The following is a 23804-nucleotide window of genomic DNA, read 5'->3' as shown; positions in this document are numbered from 1 at the left end:
ACAATGCAAAAAACACAATCTCAATGGAAAATTGCCGACAGTCTTTTTATTGGCTGTGAGCAACAAGATGACAGAGGAAAGCCCTCATTTATCATTCTGGCCGGCGACAAGGCTTACTTACAGGGCGCACAACTGCTGCAGGACTACCCTTGCCTGACAAAAGCCGAAACGGCAGAGATAACGGCCAAGATAGTGCTGTTTCTGCACCGGGGAGAGCACGACAGCGTTGTTGTTGATGCAGACGAATTTCAAAAGAGTTATCAATCACGTTTACTGCAAGAGCAGCTTGATGAAACCCTTGCCCCTTTGTACCGCCAGCATCCCGAATTTGATATTAACCGTGTTCACCCACCACAATGGCAAAGTAACCGGCTTAGCTTCTTTTTTGTCGAGCATAATACGGGACTGCCGTATTATGTGTCGTATGACTACCCGGCAGCGGGCATGGAGCAATCGCTTTTCCTGTCAGGTCCAGAGCATGATCCCGGCTTCGAATGCCGGTTATTAGCAAGCCTGTAGCAGCAACAAAATACTGGTGAGGCTACTATTAAGCGGAACGATACGGAGGCATGGGATTATCAGCAGGATTAGCCATAGCCCGGGTTCCGCTTAATTTTTATTGAAACTTCGACATACGTCAGGTAATTGCTTGTTCGCTATTGTATTAGGTATTGAACTAAACTGAGCGGGTTATTCCTGTTATTAAGATACAGCAGCTTAGCTTATGGCTGTTCAATAAAGCACGGAGTTAGTTTTTAACATCCGGGCTTGGCTCCGCCGGTTTTGGTCTAATAACTAGCTCCGCCTGGTTGACAGCAATACTGACCTTTTGCCCTACAGGAAGACCGGCAAGACGCAGCCATTTTCCCCCGAGCACAACACAAGGCTCCAGCTTGACGGGCACATAATTAATCCCTATGCCACGGGTTTTCGAAGCTGTGGTGCAAACCGTTTCCTGAACGGTAAGTTGCCGATAAATGGGATATTTTATTTTTGCCGAGGCCGGCTCTGGCGTATGATGATATTTAGCCATGACTTACTCCTAGAAGTTAGTTGTGGTTAGCGACCTCTGGGTGTTGTGAGCACTCAGGGGTTGCGACTTAAGTTACTCTTTGCTTTAGTAGTAACGCCTGTTATTACAGCAGTTCATTGATGGAAGTGTTGCAATAGATGCTTTCCGTTTAGGCTTGGATAGCACTATTAATGAAAAACCAATTTGCGGGGAAATCAATAGTGGATTGGTCTTTTCTCAGGTAAATTTTGGGGGCTGTTTATGAGCATCGGCGGGAGTTAAAATCCGTTTTCTTCCGTGTTGTATTAGCACCTGGCTTACTGAACAATTAATTGCTTTAGCTGGATTTTATTTGAATATTCTCTTTTAGAAAATCTAAAAACACGCGAATTTTTGGTGAAATAAGCTCTCGCTTTAAATAAATTGCATAGGTTGCCGTCAGACTCTGATATGGACTGATTGTATATTGCTCTAATACCTGTATTAAAGTGTTGTTATTTAATTCCTCCTGCACGGCCCATCTTGGCATCAGGGCTAAACCGGCATGATGTAGAATTAACTGCTTTTGGCCGTTTATTGAACGGATTGTCAGGCCATCTTTAACTTCCAACTTCAACGGCTTGTCGTCCATCAAAAACCAGTCACGCCATCCTGCATATTGATAGCGAATACAATCATAGTTTTTTAAGCTAAAGGGAGTATCTGGTATGCCATGTTCAGAGATATATTGCGGACTCGCACACAGTAAAAATTCATTGTCGGCCAGCTTGGTTGCAATTAAATTGGAATCGCGCAGCTGGCCGGTTCTAATGGCAATATCAACATTTTCCTCGACCAGGTCGACTACCCGCCCCGTCATTTCCAATTCAAGCTTTATTTCCGGGAATTGTTTTAAAAATGCGGGAATAAGTGGCAGCACACAGCATTCGCCAAAACCAACCGTCATGCTGAGTTTTAATTTGCCTTTTGGGTTTTGTTGTAGATCATTCACCCTTCGGTTGGCTTCGTCCAGCTCAGATACGATACGTTGCGAGTATTGGTAGTAAGTTTTTCCCGCCTCGGTAAGCCCTATGGTACGGCTGCTTCTATTGAGTAAGCGTACGCCTAAGTCTTTTTCCAATGCCGTTAACTGCCTGGATATTGATGATGGTTGAACATCAAAAACATTACTTGCCTTTGAAATACTTCCTGATTCAACAACACAATTAAAATAATGAAGCCGAGTAAGCATGCTCATTGGGTTTACCTCGCCTTAAGATCATGGCTATCAGCCTAAATCAATTTGCCTAGAAAGCAAAGATGGTTTGCTTTTTTGTGTCTTTTTGGTTTGTTTTGCAATGGTTAGAATGACCTTATTGGCTGACAGCGAGCTGATGTTAAGAACTTTTTTTAAGCCATAAAATGGTAATGATTGAAGTTTTTAAACTTATTCATCGCTCTATTGCGATGAATTTCCATAGAGAAAGCTTTGCCTGGCATTTAATGTTGGTTTAAAAATATTGATGAAGGCAAATAAGGCTATTTTGCTATAAGGCTATGTTTATGAATAGAAAACCCGATGCTACTACAGCCATGCAAAACCTGATTATTCAGGTACGTAATGATTTTCCTTTTAATGTTCCCGAGGCCAATATTTGTGGGATTTCCTGTATCGGCTGTCCTAAAAAACTGTTGGAGATAGTCGATACTGAGCTTTGTGATTGGGAAATAAAACTTGGCAATGATGTTGTGCCGAAACTTGGCGAAATATCCCGCTTGGGTAAACTTTGTAAAAATGTCAGGCGTGGTTTGAAACGTAATGGTTTAGTGGAATAAGAATTATCACAACTTAAGATAAACTCACGTTGCGGGAGATCAACAGTGAATAGCTCTTTTTTAGGCTACCTTTTTTCTAAATATGTATATTCCCTGTGGGAAGATAGTTGGCATAAGCCGCTGCTTAACGGTGCGGAAAAATAACAGTTCGCTAAGTTTCCTCAAACTTGTAACCGGCACCATAAATGGAATGAATTAAGTTCTCTGTTAACGGCAGTGTATTGAGCTTTTTGCGCAAATTTCTGATATGACTGTCTACGGTCCGGTCACTGACTTCGCGATAATCCTGATAGACCAAGTCCATAATCTGGGCACGGGAATAAATCCGGCCCGGACTCGAATACAGCAACTTGAACAGGGAAAACTCCATGGCTGTTAAACTAATGGTTTCGGTCTGGTAGCTCAAAGAAAATTTATCGGTATCAAGTGTTAATTTGCTCATTAACTCCGGTTTATTCACTGAGCGACGTAAATTTGCTTTCACCCGGGCAACCACTTCTTTTACGCTAAAAGGTTTACAAACATAATCGTCTGCACCTATGTCTAACCCGTTGAGCCGATCTGTTTCTGTTATTTCTTCTGTGGCCATAATAATGGGCATATTGGAGAATACCCGTATTTCTTTACAGATAGTCAGGCCATCTTTTCCGGGCAGATTGACATCAAGAATGGCTAATGCTGGTGAATTGTCCTGAACCCAGCTGACAACACCGTCACCGACATTAAAGACCTTAGTGGTAAAATCGGCCGCCTGCAGATACATTTGCAAGATATCACTAATATCAATGTCGTCTTCAACGATTAATATGGTGAGTTTATTCATGATTGTCTTCCGCCAGAGGTAAAGTAATGGTAATGCACAGCCCCCCTAACAAAGAGAGTGACGCGTTAATACTTCCCTGGTGAGCTTCAATGATTTCCTTACAAATATATAACCCCAGGCCACTGCTCTGGGTCGACATTGTTGCCGTAGCTTCGCTGCGATAACTGTGATCAAATAAATGTGCCAATTCTGACTCAGCTACCGCCGGTGCGCTGTCTTCAATGGTCAATTTAATCGATTGCCGGCTCTGTTGGGCATGCACCGTTAATTTTCCCGGCTGATAACTGTAACGCAGTGAGTTTTTAAAAATATTAGCAAGCACTTGCGATAACCGGCTTTGGTCGGCAACCACCGAAACGTTATCGGCAATATCCAGCGAAGCTTTCAAAGCAAATTTTTTGGATTCAAGCAAAGGAGCAAAGGTGGTGATCTCCTGTTGCAACCAGGGTTTAAAGGCAAACGGCTTAGGGTTTAATACCAGCGAACCTGCCTCAACAAGTGAAACTTGCCGCAGGTCGTTAATAATATTACTCAATACTTCAATACGTTTATTAAGGATCTCATGTGCTTCATCCGAATTTTTGACCATGCCGTCTTTGAGCGCTTCCAGGTGTATTTGTATCACAGTTAACGGGTTTTTTAAGTCGTGAGCGACATTGGCAATAAATTGGTTTTTTTGTTCCATTAATGCCATGACCGATTTGGACTGCTCCAGGGCAATACGTTTTTTCTGGTTTTGCCGTAAGTAGAAAAAACCAAACAGGGCCAACAGACAAAGTAATACGATACCGCCATATAAACGTAAAGCCTGCTGCTCGGCCTCCTGTACTTGTACCTGGTTTTGCTTTTCTAATAACTCCTGCTGCACTAAGGCGGTGTTTTTCTGCGCATTGAGTAAATTGATCTCATTTTGTTGCTGAATAATCCTTTGTTCATCTTTTTCTTTGGCTTTTTTACTTTCAAACTCCCTTAACTTTCGCAGGTAAAGTGAGCTATTTTGGTAATCCCCTGCTTGTTCATATATATCGGCGGCCGCTTGATATTTCTCAATAATCAAGGAACTTCGGCTAGTCTCTATTGCCAAAGTCAATTCGATGCTGTTGAGGGCCGAAGGAATGTCTCCGACTGCAAGGTAATATTTGGCAAAGGAAAGGTGTAGGTTTTCATCACTACGTGTAGATTTTTGCTCATCTACCAAAGCTTTGGCTTTTTGTAAAGTGATCAGGCTTTCATCTAGGTTATGCTGTTCAATTAATATCCAGACTTTGCCCAGTAATATTGTAATTAAATCGTACGTGCTCGCATGACCTTTACCCACCCACTGCAAAGACTTATCTATATGCTTGAGGGATTCATCATATTGTTGCAACTCAAGGTAGCTATCGGCCATACTAAAATGTAAAGAAGTCATGTGTATGCTTGCCTTATAATCCACCGCCAGCGCTTTTTTAAAAAAGGTTATTGCTTGTTGATAATTGCCTATTGCATGATTAAGCCTGCCCAGGGCACGATAAGATGAAAACAGGCCTTGTTTATCATCAAGCACTAATTGGTATTCTATCGCCGATATCAGATGCGGTAAGGCAGCTTTTATATTGCCATATTGAGCAAGTAAACCGCCCCTGGCGACTAATACCCGGGCAAGCTCCTTAACGTTTTCTTCAGCTTTAAATACTGAGATGGCCAAATCAAAATACAACTCAGATTTTTCTAACATGGGAATGGTGGCCGCATAACCCGCCACATTAGAATATATTTTCCCCAGTCGTTCAGGTCTATATGTTTTTACCAGCGGCAGCAATTTTTCTTCAGCTAATTGCAACGCTGCTTCGTGATTTCCTAACCAATATTCATTTTGGGCTAACAGTGCTAACCCTTCAACTTGCAGTTTGTGCAGCTGGTGTTTTTCAATGATAGGTGCGGCTTGTTGGTAACTTGTTTTAGCCTCGCGATAGTGTTTTTTTTGCTGTTGTTCTTTCATCAAAAATAGCAAGGCTTGCACGGTTAAAGCCGGTTGCTGTGCCTGTTGCAGTGAAGCTAATATTACCTGTATTTTTTGCCGGGCATTTTCATCTTTTAAAGAAATATCATCTAAGGCTTGCTGTAAGGTTTCACTGGTATACTGGGCACAGGTTAATGGCGAAATAGCCAACAACAAGATAATAAGGACAGTAGAAGAAAAAAATTTCATTAGAAAACCAAACTTAATGAACAGGTGAAAATGGAATTTAAACAAACAGGTTATTGTTAGTCAATCAATTATCCGCCGGCACTTCCTCTTTAAAGAAATTCCGTATTTTTATAAGGTTAACTCTTGGTAAACCTTGTTTGAACAGTATGTATTTCACTGTTGAGCAAGCGTTATGCTGCCAGGTTAGCCAGTTTGCAATGAACAGTAAATTACTTGTAGATATGTTCTTGTCTTTGCTGAAATAAAGCATATAAAGTTTGAGCACGCGCTTCCCTTTTGGCCGTTATTAACTGCTCGTTTTCTAACGGTACAGCAAAGTCTGCTAAGTTTTTTTGTAAATTTTCCTCGCTGTCAGGATAGTTTTCTAAAGAGGATAAAATTGTTTTATTCATGTAACGCCTAATAATTTTTCTGTGAAAGATGATGTAAAACTTGATAGTTGCAGCGACGAATTAACCTGAATTTAAATCACTATTTTTCCAAGGTATAACTGGCCGGGATATTCCCTGGCAAAGCAGTAAGTGCCGGGGCTATCAACTGGTTGACATGTTAAAAAAGAAATGTGGACAGAATATGCAGAAACTAAATTTACCCTGTTTTTCGGCTTTTTCACGACCGGAAAAAACAGATATGGCGAGAAAAGCCGACTTTGCTGATACAAATAAGCCGACGATTGCTTCTGTTTGATAAGTTATGTTGAAGAGGAATGGATTTTTAATAACTAAAAGGTTCCTGCTAAGATCTCTGATTAATCCATCTGTCCATGGGCAGATGCTTAATTATGCAGGCTTGGAAAAGGAAGTGAGAGAAAAGCGGGTGCAAATAGACTTTAAAGTTTATAACGGCTTAAAAGCCAACTCGTACATTGCAACCTCAAGCCGTAGAAGATTGAACCTGTGGCGGTTCGAGCGGGCAAAAAGCTGTAGCTCAACTAAGAGCATGCTACCCCGCTCACAGCATATCTAAGCATATCAAAGCGAGACCAAGCACCATTTGCCGCCGGGCTGACATACTGGAAATAAAGGAGCGATATTGTTCGAATCACCTGCCCTGGCTATCAGACAACTGCCCCCGTTTCTTGCCCAAACCGATGATAAAAGCGATACCGGGCTTTTCCTCATAAATGCTATAACGCCAATACTGAGCTGATATTAAGAATAAAAAGCCCTTTTGTATTTTTTACTTTCCTTAAAGCTAAAAGGTTGCCCTTCACTCTTTTGGGTTTTATTTGCTAAAGTTTGTCTTTTTACCGTATGAGGCTGTCGGGCAATTTCGTAGACGGGGAATATAACAATAAAAGCCAGGTAAACATAATAGGGCCATAAGGTATCAGCTGTCATCGCCCAGAAAACGGCCACAGGAAAGCCAAAGAGAAGGCTTAGGATGACTGTTCCTCTAATGAATACTGCTATTGAATTTTTCTGAAATAACTTGTTCATGTACTACACCTATTAACTAAACATATACAAGCACCCAAATGCTTATAACAAAACCAAACTTTTGATGGCGGTAATAATAAAATGCAAATATGCAACAAATATGCAGCTAGCTAAGTAGCCGACTAAAATAATATCTGTTTAAAAAAAGAGCTTTATTCACTGTAGGCTTAACTGCTTAAATACCAAGATATTTATATATGAAGCCCACTGTTTGCCAAGCAAACGGGGAGCATGAAAAAATTAATATTTTCTGCGGTTGGCAATTAAAATTCTCAAGTACAAGCTGCAGTATCAGCTTTAAAGTACAGCAGTTTAGCTTATCGCTTTTCAATAAAGTCCGGGGGTAGTTTTCAGCGGACAGGTCTGGCTCCGTTTGCTTAGGTGTGATGACTACCTCTGCCTGATTGGCAAAAAGATTGAGTTTTTGCCGGACAGGGAAACTCCTCTTAAATAGGCTCCTTCAAGATTGGCTTTAATAAGTTTCGCTTCTCTGAAATTAGCTATGCTAGGGTTCGCTTCTCGGAGATCAGCGCCACTGAGATTTGCATGGATGAGTTTAATACCTCTGAGATTAACTTTACTAAGATTCGCTTTTCTAAGGTTGTATCCTTCAAGGTTAGCTTCTTTAAGATCTGGTTGTAAGGCAGGTTTTTCTTCTCTCCATTGATTCCAAATCCCAATTCCGCATTTAAGGGTAGTTAAGTGTTTTTTATTTGCCATACACATAACTTTTTTTAATTTGGAAGAGTTTTAATAATATCTTATGGGCTTTGGTGCACTTGCAGGTTGAATTCGCCTAGCTAATAACCAGATTGCTCTTAAACTTAAAGCTAACCTAAAGTTTAGCGGTGGTCATTATCAATATGACTATAACAAGAATGTTTTTTTGTATTATTTGGCTTGCTGTGGCTCCTGCTCTTTATGCCGAAGAAACAAAGTTACTTTTTAATATGTCGCTTGAAGAACTATCAAAAATATCTGTCGTTTATGCCGCCTCAGGGTTTAAGCAGAAAACAAGCAAAGCTCCGGCAACAGTAACTATTATCACTAATGACGAATTGCAAGCTCGTGGAGCGCGTACTCTGTCAGATGTCTTAATAAGTGTGCCAGGCGTGCATGTCAGTGAATCACAGATCCAATATAATCATAAAAAATTCATCATCCGGGGTTTGTCCGGTGATTACTCTTCTCAAGTTAAAATACTGATAGACGGTGAGCCTTTTTACAATATGCAAAGTAGCGGTATTTCCAACGGTTTTCATTTACCACTTACAAGTTTCAAACAAATTGAGATAATAAAAGGCCCTGGTTCAGCCGTTTATGGTGCCGATGCCTTTGCAGGTATTATTAATTTGGTCTCCTATCAACAAAATGAGATGAAGACAAACGTTGGCGGACGCATTGGTAGTTTTGATAGCTATGATCTGTTTGCTAAGCATGAATTGTTTATAGGTGATAGCCATTTACAGTTATCATTTGATTACAGCAAGTCAAATGATGACCCCAAAAGAATTATTAACACTGATTTGCAATCGGTTTTTGACGGTATTTTTGCTACGAGTGCATCACAAGCTCCAGGGCCAATAGACGAACACTATGAAGTAATGAGTGCAATGGCAAAGTGGCATTGGCATAAGTTAAGTTTAAATTACTTCACTTGGCGAAACTTTGATATGGGTTTAGGAGGAGGAATTGCACAAGCTTTGGATTCAAAAGGCAGTGCTTCAACAAAGCATAATCAGTATTTGGCCAAATATGACTTAAGCGATTATGTTGACAGCAATTTAATTGCGACATTTAGTTATAAAAACCAATGGAATCAGTCGTACTTAAATGTATTCCCGGCAGGAAGCGTGTTACCGATTGGGGCTGACGGTAATCTGGATTTTTCGGCCCCGACAACTGTCGCTTTATTTAGTGATGGTTATATAGGTACGCCATCATCGGGAGGGAATGTAACAGCATACCGGCTAACCCATCTGTTTAATATTAGTGAAAACCACTTATTTCGCTGGGAAACGGGTTATGAGCGCTTAAAGTTTAATGCCACCGAACGTAAAAACTTTGGCCCGAGTGTACTTTTAGGAACTGAAACCGTGGTAACCGGCCATTTAACCGATGTTAGCGGTACGCCTTATGTTTATTTACCTGATGTTAAGAGAAATTTCTATTATTTATCTATTCAGGACGAGTGGCAGCTACAGCCTAATTTACAATTCACCCTGGGAGCAAGGTATGATAATTATTCAGATTTCGGAGCCAGGACAAACCCAAGATTAGGATTAATTTGGCAAACTAGTGATGCCTTGACGATGAAGTTTTTTGCAGGCACTGCAATAAAAGCACCTTCAATTGCACAATTATACTCACAAAATAACCCTGTAGGCCTTGGTAACTCATCCTTACAGTCTGAAAAAGTAGAAACAATCGAAACAGGCATGGGCTTAGAATATTTCGTTAACGAGAATATGCTGATATCAGCCAGTTTCTATAAATATCACGCGAGAGACTTAGTTAAGTTTGTTTTTGATGAAGAGCAAAGAGGCAATGTAGCGCAAAATATTGGCGAGCTAAAGGGAAAGGGAACTGAATTATCATTTAAATGGAAGCCGTATAATCATGTTTCTTTAGATGCTAATTACTCTGTTGTTCAATCAGAAAATGAAGCAGGCGTTGATACAGCTGATATACCGAGAAACATGGCCTATTTAGGCATTGCTTGGCAACCTTCAGGTAATTGGTCATGGAACCTTAATGCTAAATGGGTTGGTAACCGAGTACGGGCAATAACTGATACACGAGACAAGTTAGCAAGTTATACATGGGTCACTAGCAAGTTACAGCTTACAGACATTATTAAAGGAGTAGACGCGGCCATTATTATTAACAATGCTTTGGATACTCAAGCAAGAGAGCCAAGTAACGGTAGCATTGCTGATGACTATCCGCAGCCCGGGCGACAAGTATTATTAGAAATGAATTATAGGTTTTAGTCTTACCTCACTTTGTGTCGAGTTAACTTATCGGCCAACTCAATGATTTTAGGAAAAAGCCGCCGATCAAACATGGACATATATCCCAGATTGAACGCAAGCTCATTGCCGCTGCTGAAGAGTCGTCAAGGAAGACTTACTGTTTACTATTTAACGGCCAAAATCTATAAGTAAAAATCATCTGACTAACGTTCTCATGTGGAAGCGGAAGTTACAGATTCAGAAGCTAAATGCTACTGTTCTACAAGGGTTAAACCATTGAAGAACTGAACCGCCTGAAATAACTTAGCACCTTTACCCCCGTGAATATTCAAATCAATACAAGCTCATACAACCCATGTCAGGCTTTGATGTGGGATCAGGAAATTTAATTAACAACTCATTCCAGCCCAAGAAGTCCTGACTGTAAGTGCTGCAAAAATACTTTCACTTTCTCAAGTGGATACTTTTTGCCAGAATAAAACGCATATAACACAAGATCTTCCGGTTCGCAGTTCAAATCAATTTCGATAAGAAGTCCTTTGTCTATATCTGACTGGCATGCATGAGTGGGTAAAATGGCAAAACCAAGTCCTTTCAGTGCTGCGGCCCTGGCCATGTTGCCGCTATTGACTTTGTAGTTAGATTGAACCTGAATAGTTTGGTTTTGTTTAAATCGCCATGGCATGCCCTGAAGTACAGACAAGCTGGTAATACAAGGGGCTGTGCTCAGTTCATCTAGTGAACGTGGCAAAGGGTGATTTTTAAGAAGTTGTGGTGCGGCAACCACGCAACTTGGCCAACGCAGAATTTCCTTGGCAACCCAACCTGAATCTTCCAATGGCCCACGGCCAAAGTTCAAAACCAGATCGAAGCCATCTAATAAACCTTCTTCCGGGTTTAACTGCGTATCACAACTTAGCTGTATTCTCGGGTGCTGGAGGCAAAAGTCCGCAATGATTTCAGCCATGAAAGGTAGGTCCGGTAAGATGATTTTAAGGTGGCCGGAAAGTGAATTCCCATACAAAGAGACTTCTTCCAGTGCTTCATTCACCCCTTGTGTGAGGGGGGTAATAGACTGATAGAGTTGCTTTCCGGCAGTTGTCGGGGTCATTTTACGTGTAGTTCGCTCCAATAACCTTAAATTAAGTTGTTGCTCTAATAAAGCAACATGGCGACTAACATTGGATGTTGGCAATTGAAGTTGTTCTGCTGCCTGCTTGAAACTCAGTTGTTCATATACAGACTGGAAGCTAAGTAACCACCGAAGTTCAATTTTTTCAATCACTCACTCATTCACTCACAAAATGGGATTAACAACGCAATAATAGCATATTTATCCTAAATGGTGGCTTTGTAATAATCTCTACCGCATTTTATTATCGGGGTAGAATATATGAACAGTAACAATCGAATTGCCATTGTCGGTGCAGGCGTCGCCGGGCTATCGCTGGCGATACTTGCTAAAAAACAAGGTTATCAGGTCAGTCTGTATGAGCGAGATTGTAAAGTCTCATCCATTGGAGCAGGTGTGACCTTATGGCCAAATGCAGTTTTTATTTTACAACAGATGGGTTTGGAAAAAGAGATAAAGCGTCTTGGTGGTGTGCCTAGCTATATGCATCAGTTTGATCACTATGGTATCCAGCAAGGTGAGCTTGATATTGAAGAAGTGAACACATTGAGTGGATTTCCTAGTGTAACCATATTGCGTCGTGATCTTATGAACATACTAGCCAAGGAGTTAGAAAGTTTAGGCGTAGAAATACTCTTCAATTGCTCTGTAACAGCAGAAAATATTGAGAAATTGAAGCAAGAATTTTCTCTTGTGGTAGGAGCCGATGGGCGAATGAACTCAATAGTACGTCAGACATTATATCCAGAAAAGGTGCAGCCCTGTTATCAGGGTTTCATTAACATTATTGGTATTAGTCAGTTGGAGGAGAAGGTTTTAGATAACGTTATTCATGATTTTCGCGGCCCAGGTGAGCGCTTTGGAATTGTGCCGATTAAAGCTGGCTTATGTTTTTGGGCTGGGGGATGGAGTACTCACCTTTATAAAGAGCGGCCTCTCTCCGCCTGGTACGACGAAATGCATCAGCGATTTATGAACTGGCCTGAGCCAGTACAAAATGTGCTTAAATCTTATGAAAAAGAGTCCCTCAATCGTATTTTTGTTCATGATATTGATCCCCTGCCCTATTGGCATCAGAACAATGTTTTAATTATTGGAGATGCCGCCCATGCACCTTTGCCGACTTCTGGGCAGGGAGCGTGTCAAGCGTTGGAAGATGCTTGGCATCTTGCCCGGAATTTAGTAAAAAAAGATGAGTTAGAAAACATCCTGGCAGGTTTTTATCAACAGCGTATCGTTAAAACTTCTGCTGCTCAAACCGCAGGGAGACAGTTAGCGCAGAGTATTTTCGGAGACTATTCAGAGCCCCAGCTCTCTGTTTCTGGCATTTCAGCTAAGCAGTTAAGTGAGTTCTGGATGCAGGGGTTAGAAATGAAATCAACATAAGTTCAGTCCCCTATATTTCTATCTATTGATACGCCATTAGTTTCCTAGACACCTCTTAGTTAGATAAAATAACTAAAAGGGAGGTGCTTATGAGCATCAAGCAATACCCTGAAGAGTTTAAGATAGAAGCCGTTAAGCAAGTTGTAGATCGCGCTTGCAATGAAGCGACCTTGAGCGCGGTACTTTAAATTTTTCCCTCACCTACTAAACGACTTTGGAATAAACAAAATGTGTTAATCGTTCTTGTGTTAGGTAGGTTGTCATAACGCCATGGATTTTATCGCTCAGGGCTTTAAAAAAGGGCGCGCTTCAATGGCCGATACCGAAGCTCAACTTTGTAGTCCTCTTTTTTCGAGGATCGGCTGACAAGCTTCGAAAAAAAGCATCATTCAGTCCCCTCACCGGCATAGGGGAGCCAATTAATGGACGATAAAATAATGGTATTGCTTACGCTTGTTCCACCTAAATAGAAACCAAGACTAACAGTATCATTTCTTTTTAGTATTTTTCATCGAATGTTAACCCAAATTTTAAGGGTAAGTTACATGCTGAATTTCTATCGGCCTAAACTAATCAACACAGGATAAGTTCATATGTACATCAGCCCCATGAACTGGCTGTTTTATAATTAAGGCAGCCTTTTTTTGCCTTGTATCCCCTGGATCTAGTGCCAACTCAAAACTATAAGTAACACTCAACTTTGGAAACCTGCATGTAAAACATTATCACGTAACCTTTATATTTTCAGCAAAACAAGTGTTTACCGTAAACATGTTCAAATCAAGGCTGAACTAAATTTCTGCTACCTGAAGGAGAGTCTAAATGCGTTTGTATCAGCTAGGTTTTGATATGAAAAAATTGTCACCGCGACAAATATTTTTAGTTTTTATTTTTGTTTATTTTCGATTAAATTCGCAGTGTAAATTTTTTAGGAGAAAAAACGTGCGAAACGTATTTCGATTTGCAGCTTTAAGCCTTCTTATGTTTAGTAGCCTGACAAGTGCTCAACAACAAAATGAAGACGTGGCTATCATCCCAAAGGCTATAGTTGCAGCATCATATGACTTTTGTGCAAAGCAACTACATGATCTCGATGGTGATGAAGCTGAGCAGTTTTTGCTGGATTGTGTCAACCTGGATTTGCAAAGACAGTCATACCCTGTTTTCTCAAGCTATGAGCAATTACTTGATTTTATTCATGAGGCCGAACTGGAGTTACTATCATGAAAACTATGTTACGTCCGGGACAGACGCCATTTTATGGTGACAGTCGTCATACTCACGGGATCGCAAGAAGCGGTTGCTTTAACACGCGGGAAGTACAAGAATTGACCATGTATGGCAATACCATGCAGCGGCTTTTTGACGGTATGCTCGAACCTGAAAATGATGAAGAGGTTCGTTTTATCGCAGATTGCCAAACAAGCGATGAAAGCTCGCTTTATTCTGTCAGGCTTTGGAAAAAATACCTTAATACCCTTGAAAAGTTGAAACAGCATCACAGCTTTAGCCGTAGTGAGCGATATAATAAACCTGAGCTTTTCTCGGACGGTTACTTTAAAGAAGCTGTCGGTTAACTGTTAAGCTGCGGCATTACCACACTCAGTTCGATATGGGCGGCTTATACCGCCCATTTTTCTTTCCCGACATTCGCCAACTCGACACTGCTTTAAGGTGGCGGATTACAGCAAAAAATCTTGGGCTGAAATTCATTAAGCCGACTTGGCAGCGTAATGGCAATAACTACTCTTTATTGCTGTTTCCCGTCAAGCCGAGCTTTATTTAAAGGTCTTTATTCTTTTGATATTTAATCAAAAGAATTTATCGAAAAGAGAAAAATTTTTTGCTTTTCTTGTTATATAAAAGCGCTCATTATTCAGTGAAATTCAACGGTGAATTTATAGAGGAAAATCCATGGGTATTATTACATATGATGAAACTGATGAGCTGGAAACCGATGATATTCAATTTGATAAGCCATATTCGCTTACCGGCATTTCAGGCTTTGAAATTGCGTACGGCTCCGCTAATAAGGCTGTTATTAAAAAAGCAGTCAAACATAAATTCAGAGTCAAGGAGAGGCTTGATGCGTTACAGGAAAAGAGAAGACTGAAAAAAGAAATTGATACCCTCTACGATGAGTGGGAACACTAAAACCGCTTTAAATATTGATGAAAAGAGAAATATGATGAAAAAAATACTTACAATAGTGTCCTTATTAGCACTGATGAATGCACCGGCTTACAGCGAAGACAGAGAGATTGAGCTGACTGAAGCACCTTCAGATTTCGTATTGAAGGCTCTGGAAGACTGCAAAATTTATGCTGTAGAAGATGAGGTTGATGCTAAAAGGTTAAACCGGTATTTGCTTGACTGTATCAATGATGAGCTGGAGTTGAGTGATTATCGTCGTATCGCTAAGTTGCCAACGCAATAACCTCCGGAGTCGACAGAAAGCAAGTCAAAATCATCAGGTATCCCGTCCCAATGTGCTTGTTTAAGGCACAAATTAAGGTGAGATACCTGATTTACCGGATTATAGCTTAACTTGCCCCGCTCAGGAGAGAGAATTCCCGGTACCGGTGAGTAGGCTGATATAATATGAGTAAAGCAGATGTGCAGGTTTTTAGCTTATAGCGGTGAAGCCATTTTAATGAATGAGCTGGTTTTTAACGCCAGCAATTCGTTAGTGAGCCAAAGCAAGCATGCCACCATGCGGGCAAACCCTCTAAATGCCGACGGCTTTGGTCTTGGCTGGTATCCCGAACATGATGATGACATACCGGGAACCTTCGTCAGCATTGAACCGGCCTGGAGTAACCGTAACCTCATTCAAATCACATCAAAAATTAAAACACGCCATTTTTTTGCCCATGTACGTGATGCTTCTGCAGGTATGCCGGTATCGCAGAGCAATTGCCACCCGTTTCAATATGGTCCCTATTTGTGGATGCATAACGGCCGGCTCGATCAATTCAGCAAGTTCAGGCGAAATATCAGTAAAGGCTTATCCGATCAGGCGTTTGATTACATTAAGGGCAATACCGACTCTGAATATGCCTTTGCCTTGTTTTTAGATGAAATCGCCTTTGATCCCCATGCTTCGGCACAGACGCTAAAAAAGGCCATGTGCACTACCATCGAGAAAATAAGCCGATACCGGCAAGCGGTTGATGCCCACAGCAATGCCTTTATCAATTTTGCCCTGACCAATGGCCACACCGGCATATTCACCCGGTTGTCCACGTTAGCAGACGTAAGGCCGGCCTCCTTGTTTTATCAGGCTAAAGCGAATGCCGTCATAGTGGCGTCAGAGCCGTTAAACCGGGATAAGGAAGATTGGGTTAAGGTGGAGCGCAATACCCTGTTATCGGTTAGCCAGGGTCAAGTGATAACAGAACAAATTTAGTGGTTTGTCCCTGGCGCGAAGAGCGAATCGTCAGCATTACGCCTGTCGGACACCGCCGTTTTTGCTTTCATGCAACTGCGGCATGCCTTATACCAGTTGAATTACCAGCAAACGAAATAATGAATCGATCATCTTCAATGGCTTAAACCTCCAAGTCCTGCGTTGTTTTCAATGCCAATAGCGTGCTATTGCTCAATCAAACGCCTCGCCTGCATGGATGCCGGTGCTTAGCTTTACTCTGGAACGATAAAGCTGTGAACTTGAAAATGTATTCTCATCGAATTTTGAACATCTACTTGATACCATTGGTATTACATCAATGTGCCGAAAAAAAAGCGGCGAGTTGAGCTTGCCGCCCTTTTATCCGTTATTTGGCATTTTTATGCCGGATGGCCCACAAATGCAATAATTCCAGGGCGATAGTCGCCGCCGCCAACGAGGTTTGTTCGCTGTTGTCATAGGCGGGGGCAACCTCAACAACATCCATGCCTATGATATTGATCCCCGCCAGGGCGCGCAGTATTTTCAGCACTTTGTCTGTAGTTAAACCGCCACAGACAGGCGTACCTGTCCCCGGCGCATAAGCCGGATCCAAACAATCGATATCGAAAGTCACATATACGGGCAAATCGCCGATGGTCTCCCGGATTTTCCCGGCAATATCCGTCACCGGCATATCATTGGCGTCCACGGCATTAATCACTTTAAAGCCATGGTTGCTAGCCCGGTAGGCGGTGCGTATCCCGATTTGTACCGAACTGTTTTTGTCGATCAAGCCTTCATTGGGTGCATGAAAAAACATGGTGCCGTGATCGTAGCAACTGCCGTTGCTGTAGGTATCCGTGTGGGCATCAAAATGAATTAAAGCCATTTTCCCGTATTTTTTTGCATGCGCACGCAGCAGGGGCAAGGTTACAAAGTGATCTCCCCCCAATGCCAGTATGGTTCTGCCCCCAGCCAAGAGCAGCTCTGCGGCATTCTGAACCTGTTCAACAAAGCCCGGGGCATCACCGCTGGCATAAACCAGGTCACCGGCATCAAGCAGTTTTATGTGTTGAAATAAATCAAACGGCCATGGAAAACGCTTGCCTTCCCAGGCTAAGTGTACCGACGCCTGGCGAATGGCGCCCGGCCCCATGCGTGCACCGGATCGGCCCGAGGTTGCCAGATCAAACGGCAAGCCTAATACCACCACGTCGGCATCGGTATTGACCGGCTCGTAACTTAAGGGCTGGCGCATAAAAGTCATCGCATTCGAATAAATGGAATAATCTGCCTGGTTAAAGATATTTGTCATACGGATTTCTCTCTTAAAGCTCTTCCAAATAGGTGTAACCCTTCAATCCGGCAACCAGCTCCTTAAAAACCGCACTGCGCTGATTTTCCGGTAATTTGCTGTTAACTAACGCCTGATAGGTTTCGGCGAATGTTTCGGCATCCAGATGTACATAGCTCAGCATATCTTCAACCATATCACCTTCATTGATTTCAGTGATTTCGGCACTGCCGTCATCATCCATCAGGACCACAACGCTATGGGTGTCCCCAAACAAATTATGCATATCCCCCAATATTTCCTGGTAGGCGCCGACCAAAAAGAAGCCGAGCAAATATTCTTCTCCAGCCCGCCATGCGGGGGCGGGTAAGGTGGTTTCAACACCCTGGCCGTCAACATAGGCGTCTATGGTACCGTCCGAATCACAGGTGATATCCAGCAATACCGCACGGGTTTCATCCGAGCGCTCCAGGTGGGCTAGAGGCAATACAGGGAAAACCTGGTTAATGCCCCATGAATCCGGCAACGACTGAAACAGGGAAAAGTTAACGAAAAATTTGTCCGCCAGTTTCTCTGCCAAATCATCGATGATGGGACGGTGAAAACGGTTTTTGACATCCATCAGCAGGTTTAACTCGTAGCATACACGCAGGTTGACCTGTTCGGCCCAGGCCCGCTGGCTTAAGTTTAATAAGCCCATGGCAAACTGATGATGCACTTCGGTAATGTCGCTTTGGGTGTCATGATAAATTTCTATCAGGGCCCTGTCATCATTGCGCCCGTTTAGCTGTAGCCAGGAATGCCACATGTTCTGCAGCAATATAGGGGCATCCTCTTGCGGGGCGGTTATTGCTTCCACTTGATAGGACTCAGCACCGATGACATTGGAAATCAGGACGGCATGGTGGGCAGTTAACGCCCGCCCGGATTCGGAAATAATCACAGGCATAGGTTCATCATAATTTTTGCAGGTATCCCCTATAGTCTGCACAATATTTTTGGCATATTCGGCCAGGCTGTAGTTCATGGAATTATGAGATTGGCTGCGGGTACCGTCATAATCGACCGCCAGGCCGCCCCCTACGTCCATGCAGGCGATCCCGGCCCCCAATTTGCGCAACTCGCAATAAAAGCGGGCTGCTTCAGCAACACCGAAGCGGACATCTCGGATATTGGCCATTTGCGATCCTAAATGAAAATGCAGCAGTTTTAGCGTATCCAGCATCTTGGCTTCTTTGAGTCTTGCCACCGTCTTGAGTACCTGGGCGGCAGAGAGGCCAAATTTGGACTTTTCCCCGCCGCTTGCCTGCCATTTGCCTTTGCCCTGAGAAGCCAGGCGCACGCGCAGGCCAAGGCGCGGCTCCACACCCAGTTCCTTGGCTTGTGCCAGGATCAGTTCCAGTTCGGACATCTTCTCTAATACGATATGGACTCTATGGCCCAGCTTTTCGCCGATTAATGCCAGGCGCACATATTCTTTGTCTTTATAGCCGTTACAGACAATAACGGATGAGGCCTTTTGCGCCAGTGCCAGTACCGCCAGTAACTCGGCTTTGCTGCCGGCTTCTAAACCCAGTTGTTTATGTTCACGGTTGTACTGGCTGGCGAGAATTTCATCCACGACTTCACGCTGCTGGTTAACCTTGATGGGGTACACCAGCAAATATTCTTCACTGTAGCCATATTCTTGGATTGCATGGTTAAAAGCGTCGCATAAGCTGTGGACCCTGTGGTGAAGGATTTGCGGAAAACGCACCAGTGCAGGCAAGGTCAGGCCCTTATTGTGGATCATCTCTGCAATGGCCGTTAAATCCAGTGTTTGTTCCTGGTTTTCAACTTTTGGCGCTACATATACTCTTCCGGCATCATTGATACCAAAATAGCCCTGACTCCAATGACGTACGTTATAACGGGCACGTACATTATCCAGAGTATCTTTATTCATCGTTTTTCCTTCAGTAAAAATATTTAAGTTCACCTTGAGCCACCATAACCACGGCTGCAGAATAAGCTGTGTTCATACAATCAGCTTGCAATATTTGAGAATTAAAAGTGACCGCCGAAACAAAGTCCAACAAAAAAAAACTTAGCGAATAATCAATAAAATTGATTATTCGCTAAGTGCCGTAAGGCGTTCCTGGACAAGGAAAAAGTGGCGAGGGTAAATCTTTGAATCTTTTTTGTTTTTAGATATGTCCGCTTGTTTGCTTGACATATGGGCGGTTTAAAAAGCTTGCCTCAAGGGCGATTTTTGAGCCTCTAAATGAAGACCTCGCCTGCTGAAATTATTTCTCTTGCTTGCTTTTTGTAACTAATACTGGTGCCGATTTCATTACCACTGATCGCTTCAAATGAAATTTCCGGTGACAGGCGGTATTCTATGATCCACCCGGCTTCAATGTCGTTATCGGCATTAATGCCTGTACCATAACGAACATTTAACCGGCTGTTAATACTCGCACCTATCGACACGCGTGCTGTTGGCGAGGTTTATCCATTGACTTTTCTCCCGCCCCTGGGGGATCTGATACTGAAAACTGGCAGTGATATCGGCACTGTTGGCAATCACCTGGTTTAAATCCAGACGAATCAGGTAATTATGGCCTAAGTCATTCATCTGCCGGTTATGCCAGCTCAGCCCCAACTTGCCTTTGGTATCCGAGCCATAACCGAGCAGGCTTTTCAGTTCATATTTGTCCTTGTCTGTACAGGCAAAGCTGATATCTACCTGCCCGGCCGTATGATCGATATTTTGCTCTACAGACACGAATTTAAAAAACTCCGAGTGGGTCAAGGCCTGTTGGCTGGCGATAATCTTATGCTGCTGGTAAAACTGTCCGGGGGAGACAGGTAAAGCCCGTAAGCAGCTGATGGGACAGTGCCGTGCCGGTAAAGGTAATCATTGTTAATGATATAGGCTTGCCCGCAATTGAACTGCCGGATGATATCGGCATAAGATTGTACGGTATCGACATTCAGCTGGCTGACGGCAAATGCCGATGCCAACAGTCCTATTTCAAATGCCTGACGGTGAACAACAGACTTAAAATTCTCATAATCACCATGATGTACTATATCCCCGCTTTTAAAGGGCGGCCGGTTAAGCAGTTGCTGTAATTCGGGGTAGGCCTGCTCGCAGGTCAGCCGGAGATCGATATTGCGCCAGCGCACCGGCTGGCCGGGCTCTACCGTTAAGACTTTGCCCTGCTTTTGGTCTGTGACCCGGATCTCAGGCCGGTAATAGCCCAATGTCTGCAATGCCTGCCTGGTTTTATCTATGATAAAGGCATCGGAACGCGGGAACCCCAGTACCGACAAAGGAAATAAATCATCGGTCAGGGCCAGGTGGGATTGGATATTGGCTTTTATCGTCCCGTCGACGCCGATGATCTTGATGGCAGTGCCCGTATCTTGCATTTCGTCGCCTAATACCGCCGATACCGGGCACAGACAGCAAAAAAACCAGGAAAAGAAGAGGACAACATATTGAATGCCAGGTTTTACCGGCAATGGTTCCCCGGGCGCACGACTTTTCTCCTCAGTAAGTTCTTCCGGGCCAAAGATACGCTGTATTACCATGACGATAGTATTTCCGACTTATCGCTGATTATAATTTACAAGCCTGCTATCAGCATTATGCTCCATTGTATTGCATATGCCTTTATCCCTTTAAGCAGAGCAGCCCCGCCGGTAGGGATAGCTATTGGGAAATATGTTTTTCACGCTCATACAGCAGCACAGAGCCAATACGGAGTGCGCTGAGCACCAACAAAAAAGCCGATAAGGCATAGAGCATTTCAGGTTTAAGTTCATGTTTAAACAGTGCGATAAGCACTTCGCGTAATATAAAAACAATACCGGCATCAATGATGAAGGTCAGGCGAAGCTTTTGGGTATTAAAATACTCGACAAGAGAGCGGGACAGTTCAATCAGCACATATAAAGTCAGGACATCGGCGATAATGTCTATGTAATGCCCGGTTACCCCTTTCAGGGCTAACAGCGTCCAGGCGGTAAAAAAGAGCTGAAAGGTGCCTATGGCAATCCCTATCATGATGAAGATGAGAATAATACCAAAAACGATATCAACAACTTTATCAAAATATTCTCTGATCTTGTCACTGATCATATTTCCCCCAACGTTTAATGCTCAAAGCCGCGGCAGGTTTTCTATACCGCAGCTTTGGTTGTTTAACAGTAACCCTGTTATTTAGCATCCACCGGAGCAAGCGCTTTTCTTTCAAACCACAGGCGCATAAAATCCCCGGTCAACTTCTGCTCTATCTCCATCGCCCTTTCGGTAGGACAGAAGATGGTAAAAAAGACCTGGGTATGGCCAAGCTCAGATGTGGCAACCTGGATATGTGGCTCCGGGCCGGCAATCGTGATATCTAACCGGCTTTCAATTAATTGATTATAGCGAACGGCTACATCCTTAAAGTCATCACAATATAAATTTGCGTTTTCATAAAGCTCGTCGATAAATTCAAAAGGATTGACACTGTCATCGCGCACCAAAGTGAAATGGTGCATGGCATAACGCTTAAGAAAATTTAAATTTTTAATGGCGGAAGTGATCAGCTGGCTATTTGGTAAATACAAGGTTTTCCCTGTATATTGATAATCATGGATATTCACTTCCAGCAGGGTTAATTTGGCCCAGTCCGTAGAATGAATCTCGCCATAATAATTCCCTACCTGAACCCAGTCACCGATACGAAAGGGACGGCTGGACAAAATATAAACAAAGCCAATAAAGCACTGGATGAACTCCCTGGTCGCCAATACGATCGCAACAATAAAGGCGGCAATCGACAGGGCAAATTTTTGAATCTCTTCCGACCAGATATTAAAAATCAGTAAAATAATCAATAAAGTGAAAAGGTTATTCACTACATTGATTTGCAACCTTTTTCCTTCTGTTGACCTGCGTATTATTCTTTTTATGATTAACCATTTAATAAGAAAGAAAAAGCCAACAAACAGGAAAGTAACAAGGAATTTATTGTCAAATGCCAAGACGCTAATATGATATAGGTTTTCGCTAATTTCCGACCAAGTACTCATAATGATAGATAAAGCCTTTTTGTTCCTGTGCCTAAGGGGTGAGCGTTAATGCTTTTTGGTTAATATGTTTTAAATGCGATAAGGTCTCTTCGGCCCCTAACCTGCCAAAACTTGCGTTCATTTCATTTTGTTTCGTCTGCACTAAACTGATGCCTTCAATGATAATATCAAAAAAATACCAGCCGTCTGCGTCTGACTGGATTAACTTTAGCACGGCTTTATAACTTTTTTCGCGCCCGTTAATCCTAATGTCGACCATGGCTATTTTGCCGCTTTTCGAAAGCTGACTCTGGCCTATTTCTATGACTTCATTGTTATATTTACTCAACAGGTGTACATATGTATTTATTAGCTGTGTCGAGAGCTCCTGAATAAACTCCTGTTTAAGTTCGTCAGATAATTTAAGTAGGTTTTTATTGAGTACCTTATAAGCAAAAAATCGGCTGTTAACTTCAGGCAGGAGATATTCGTTCAATACCAGTCTGATATTGCTTTTGCTCATGCCGTTGCTCGCTTTAAGGGCTGTTAAAGACGACTCTATGCGCTCAAATGTCTGCCTTACCTTGTTTTCTGGAGTATCCGTTGCCGCTACCGCCAGTGCGGAAATGAGCAAACTGATAACGACAAACAAAACCACCAGGAAATCAACAAAAAAGTAGTGCCTTTTTTTCATCTTCATCATTTCAAAAAGTATAAGATAATGCATTGTAAGCATTGGGCCGTAACAGGCAAACGCAAAAAAAAGCTCAGTTCAATCAAAAATATTGATTAAGCACGGTACAAGAAAATATTTTACATTCAATGGGCTGATCCTGGGCCATGTCCGGCCCGACAAGCTGGCCTGCATCACGAGTTGATAAAGACCTTTGAAGGGTCGACAAGGAACCTCTCTCCAATCGCCTCACGCCCGAATAACATCAAATAACTCATATCGGAGCGGTCGGTTAAGGTAATTTCTATCGGCCAGGTATCTTTCCCTAAAGTGATCGGCGTTTTAATCACATATCTCTGCTCGGAAGCAGCGTTGGATGATTTGACCTTTCTGATATCGCTGATCGGCGCTGTGCAGGTCACAACTGTGTCTACGTTATGCACATCCGGATGAATATCAAACCTGACACAGGGTTTATCATTTTTAATGATCTTGGTTATGTTATCGACATGTAAAGAAGATGTCTGTGCGCCGGTATCTACTCTTACCTGCAGATTGTCAATGGCCAGTTCAGGCAGTGCTATGGACTCCAGCCGGCCAATAATAATTTTATCACTCATTTTCACC

At 42.7% G+C, this 23804-nt stretch carries 26 protein-coding genes; 9 read left to right on the top strand and 17 right to left on the bottom strand.

Features of this window, described 5'->3' with window-relative positions:
• The first annotated feature begins 3 nt into the window (after nt 1–3).
• Nucleotides 4–519: a hypothetical protein gene (locus tag SG35_RS28870; protein WP_044832633.1), complete on the top strand. Its 516-nt coding sequence runs from the start codon at nt 4–6 to the stop codon at nt 517–519.
• Between the two features lie 229 nt (nt 520–748).
• Here SG35_RS28870 and SG35_RS28865 read toward each other — a convergent pair whose 3' ends face one another.
• Nucleotides 749–1033: a SymE family type I addiction module toxin gene (locus SG35_RS28865; RefSeq protein WP_044832632.1), complete on the bottom strand. Its 285-nt coding sequence runs from the start codon at nt 1031–1033 to the stop codon at nt 749–751.
• Nucleotides 1034–1349: 316 nt separating this feature from the next.
• Nucleotides 1350–2249 carry a LysR family transcriptional regulator gene (locus SG35_RS28860; RefSeq protein WP_044832631.1) on the bottom strand — a complete coding sequence of 300 codons (900 nt, stop codon included), beginning with the start codon at nt 2247–2249 and terminating at the stop codon, nt 1350–1352.
• Nucleotides 2250–2554: 305 nt separating this feature from the next.
• Here SG35_RS28860 and SG35_RS28855 point away from each other — a divergent pair, with 305 nt between their 5' ends.
• The gene (locus SG35_RS28855) at nt 2555–2827 is read left to right on the top strand and encodes a hypothetical protein (protein WP_044832630.1); all 273 of its coding nucleotides are present in this window, start codon (nt 2555–2557) and stop codon (nt 2825–2827) included.
• Nucleotides 2828–2978: 151 nt separating this feature from the next.
• On the opposite strand, the gene SG35_RS28850 is transcribed toward SG35_RS28855, so the two are convergent.
• From SG35_RS28850 to SG35_RS28830, 5 genes are all read right to left on the bottom strand, one after another.
• Entirely contained in the window at nt 2979–3650 is a 672-nt protein-coding gene (locus SG35_RS28850; RefSeq protein ID WP_044832629.1) for a response regulator, read from the bottom strand.
• Nucleotides 3643–5841 carry an ATP-binding protein gene (locus tag SG35_RS28845; RefSeq protein WP_044832628.1) on the bottom strand — a complete coding sequence of 733 codons (2199 nt, stop codon included), beginning with the start codon at nt 5839–5841 and terminating at the stop codon, nt 3643–3645. Before SG35_RS28845 ends, SG35_RS28850 begins: the two co-directional genes overlap by 8 nt.
• Before the next feature lie 209 nt (nt 5842–6050).
• Nucleotides 6051–6233, bottom strand: a complete 183-nt coding sequence (locus SG35_RS28840) for a hypothetical protein (RefSeq protein WP_044832627.1) — start codon at nt 6231–6233, stop codon at nt 6051–6053.
• Between the two features lie 759 nt (nt 6234–6992).
• The gene (locus SG35_RS28835) at nt 6993–7280 is read right to left on the bottom strand and encodes a hypothetical protein (RefSeq protein WP_044832626.1); all 288 of its coding nucleotides are present in this window, start codon (nt 7278–7280) and stop codon (nt 6993–6995) included.
• Nucleotides 7281–7670: 390 nt separating this feature from the next.
• Nucleotides 7671–8000: a pentapeptide repeat-containing protein gene (locus SG35_RS28830; RefSeq protein ID WP_053042997.1), complete on the bottom strand. Its 330-nt coding sequence runs from the start codon at nt 7998–8000 to the stop codon at nt 7671–7673.
• A 143-nt stretch (nt 8001–8143) separates the two neighbouring features.
• On the opposite strand from SG35_RS28830, the gene SG35_RS28825 reads away from it, so the two are divergent.
• A complete protein-coding gene (locus SG35_RS28825) occupies nt 8144–10273 on the top strand; it encodes a TonB-dependent receptor plug domain-containing protein (RefSeq protein ID WP_044832625.1) in 2130 nt (709 codons plus the stop codon).
• Between the two features lie 379 nt (nt 10274–10652).
• Here the strand turns inward: SG35_RS28825 and SG35_RS28820 are convergent, their stop codons facing one another.
• Nucleotides 10653–11540 carry a LysR family transcriptional regulator gene (locus SG35_RS28820; RefSeq protein ID WP_044832624.1) on the bottom strand — a complete coding sequence of 296 codons (888 nt, stop codon included), beginning with the start codon at nt 11538–11540 and terminating at the stop codon, nt 10653–10655.
• 108 nt (nt 11541–11648) lie between these two features.
• Between SG35_RS28820 and SG35_RS28815 the strand changes: the two genes are divergently transcribed.
• The 6 genes from SG35_RS28815 (at nt 11649) to SG35_RS28790 (ending at nt 16182) form a co-directional block, all read left to right on the top strand.
• Nucleotides 11649–12773: an FAD-dependent monooxygenase gene (locus SG35_RS28815; RefSeq protein ID WP_044832623.1), complete on the top strand. Its 1125-nt coding sequence runs from the start codon at nt 11649–11651 to the stop codon at nt 12771–12773.
• An 822-nt stretch (nt 12774–13595) separates the two neighbouring features.
• The gene (locus tag SG35_RS28810; protein ID WP_044832622.1) at nt 13596–14000 is read left to right on the top strand and encodes a hypothetical protein; all 405 of its coding nucleotides are present in this window, start codon (nt 13596–13598) and stop codon (nt 13998–14000) included.
• A complete protein-coding gene (gene maoP, locus SG35_RS28805) occupies nt 13997–14350 on the top strand; it encodes a DUF413 domain-containing protein (protein ID WP_084692705.1) in 354 nt (117 codons plus the stop codon). Before SG35_RS28810 ends, maoP begins: the two co-directional genes overlap by 4 nt.
• 337 nt (nt 14351–14687) lie before the next feature.
• Nucleotides 14688–14927, top strand: a complete 240-nt coding sequence (locus tag SG35_RS28800) for a hypothetical protein (RefSeq protein ID WP_044832621.1) — start codon at nt 14688–14690, stop codon at nt 14925–14927.
• A 31-nt stretch (nt 14928–14958) separates the two neighbouring features.
• Complete coding sequence (locus SG35_RS28795) at nt 14959–15210, top strand: hypothetical protein (RefSeq protein WP_152646600.1); 252 nt, start codon at nt 14959–14961, stop codon at nt 15208–15210.
• A 177-nt stretch (nt 15211–15387) separates the two neighbouring features.
• Entirely contained in the window at nt 15388–16182 is a 795-nt protein-coding gene (locus tag SG35_RS28790) for a class II glutamine amidotransferase (RefSeq protein WP_044832619.1), read from the top strand.
• Between the two features lie 367 nt (nt 16183–16549).
• Here the strand turns inward: SG35_RS28790 and speB are convergent, their stop codons facing one another.
• The 9 genes from speB to SG35_RS28745 all read right to left on the bottom strand — a co-directional run bounded on the left by speB (nt 16550) and on the right by SG35_RS28745 (nt 23797).
• Entirely contained in the window at nt 16550–17479 is a 930-nt protein-coding gene (gene speB / locus SG35_RS28785) for an agmatinase (protein WP_044832618.1), read from the bottom strand.
• A 13-nt stretch (nt 17480–17492) separates the two neighbouring features.
• Nucleotides 17493–19403 carry a biosynthetic arginine decarboxylase gene (gene speA / locus SG35_RS28780; protein ID WP_044832617.1) on the bottom strand — a complete coding sequence of 637 codons (1911 nt, stop codon included), beginning with the start codon at nt 19401–19403 and terminating at the stop codon, nt 17493–17495.
• A gap of 314 nt (nt 19404–19717) precedes the next feature.
• Nucleotides 19718–19930 (bottom strand): translocation/assembly module TamB domain-containing protein, encoded by a 213-nt coding sequence (locus tag SG35_RS28775; protein WP_044832616.1) that lies wholly within the window; start codon nt 19928–19930, stop codon nt 19718–19720.
• On the bottom strand, nt 19908–20225 hold the full coding sequence (locus tag SG35_RS28770) for a hypothetical protein (protein WP_152646599.1): 318 nt from the start codon (nt 20223–20225) through the stop codon (nt 19908–19910). Before SG35_RS28770 ends, SG35_RS28775 begins: the two co-directional genes overlap by 23 nt.
• A gap of 23 nt (nt 20226–20248) precedes the next feature.
• On the bottom strand, nt 20249–21037 hold the full coding sequence (locus SG35_RS28765) for a POTRA domain-containing protein (RefSeq protein ID WP_044832614.1): 789 nt from the start codon (nt 21035–21037) through the stop codon (nt 20249–20251).
• A gap of 121 nt (nt 21038–21158) precedes the next feature.
• Nucleotides 21159–21587, bottom strand: coding sequence for a phosphate-starvation-inducible PsiE family protein (locus SG35_RS28760; protein ID WP_044832613.1), 429 nt, complete (start codon nt 21585–21587; stop codon nt 21159–21161).
• A 77-nt stretch (nt 21588–21664) separates the two neighbouring features.
• Entirely contained in the window at nt 21665–22366 is a 702-nt protein-coding gene (locus SG35_RS28755) for a mechanosensitive ion channel domain-containing protein (RefSeq protein WP_420794575.1), read from the bottom strand.
• A 190-nt stretch (nt 22367–22556) separates the two neighbouring features.
• The gene (locus SG35_RS28750) at nt 22557–23198 is read right to left on the bottom strand and encodes an MlaC/ttg2D family ABC transporter substrate-binding protein (protein ID WP_160298282.1); all 642 of its coding nucleotides are present in this window, start codon (nt 23196–23198) and stop codon (nt 22557–22559) included.
• Between the two features lie 173 nt (nt 23199–23371).
• On the bottom strand, nt 23372–23797 hold the full coding sequence (locus tag SG35_RS28745) for an ATP-dependent zinc protease family protein (RefSeq protein ID WP_044832610.1): 426 nt from the start codon (nt 23795–23797) through the stop codon (nt 23372–23374).
• Nucleotides 23798–23804: the final 7 nt, after the last annotated feature.

Origin of the sequence: Thalassomonas actiniarum (assembly GCF_000948975.2) — a bacterium.
Taxonomy (GTDB): domain Bacteria; phylum Pseudomonadota; class Gammaproteobacteria; order Enterobacterales; family Alteromonadaceae; genus Thalassomonas; species Thalassomonas actiniarum.
Note: the sequence above shows the minus strand (reverse complement) of the source record. Positions and strands in the feature narration are given on the sequence as shown.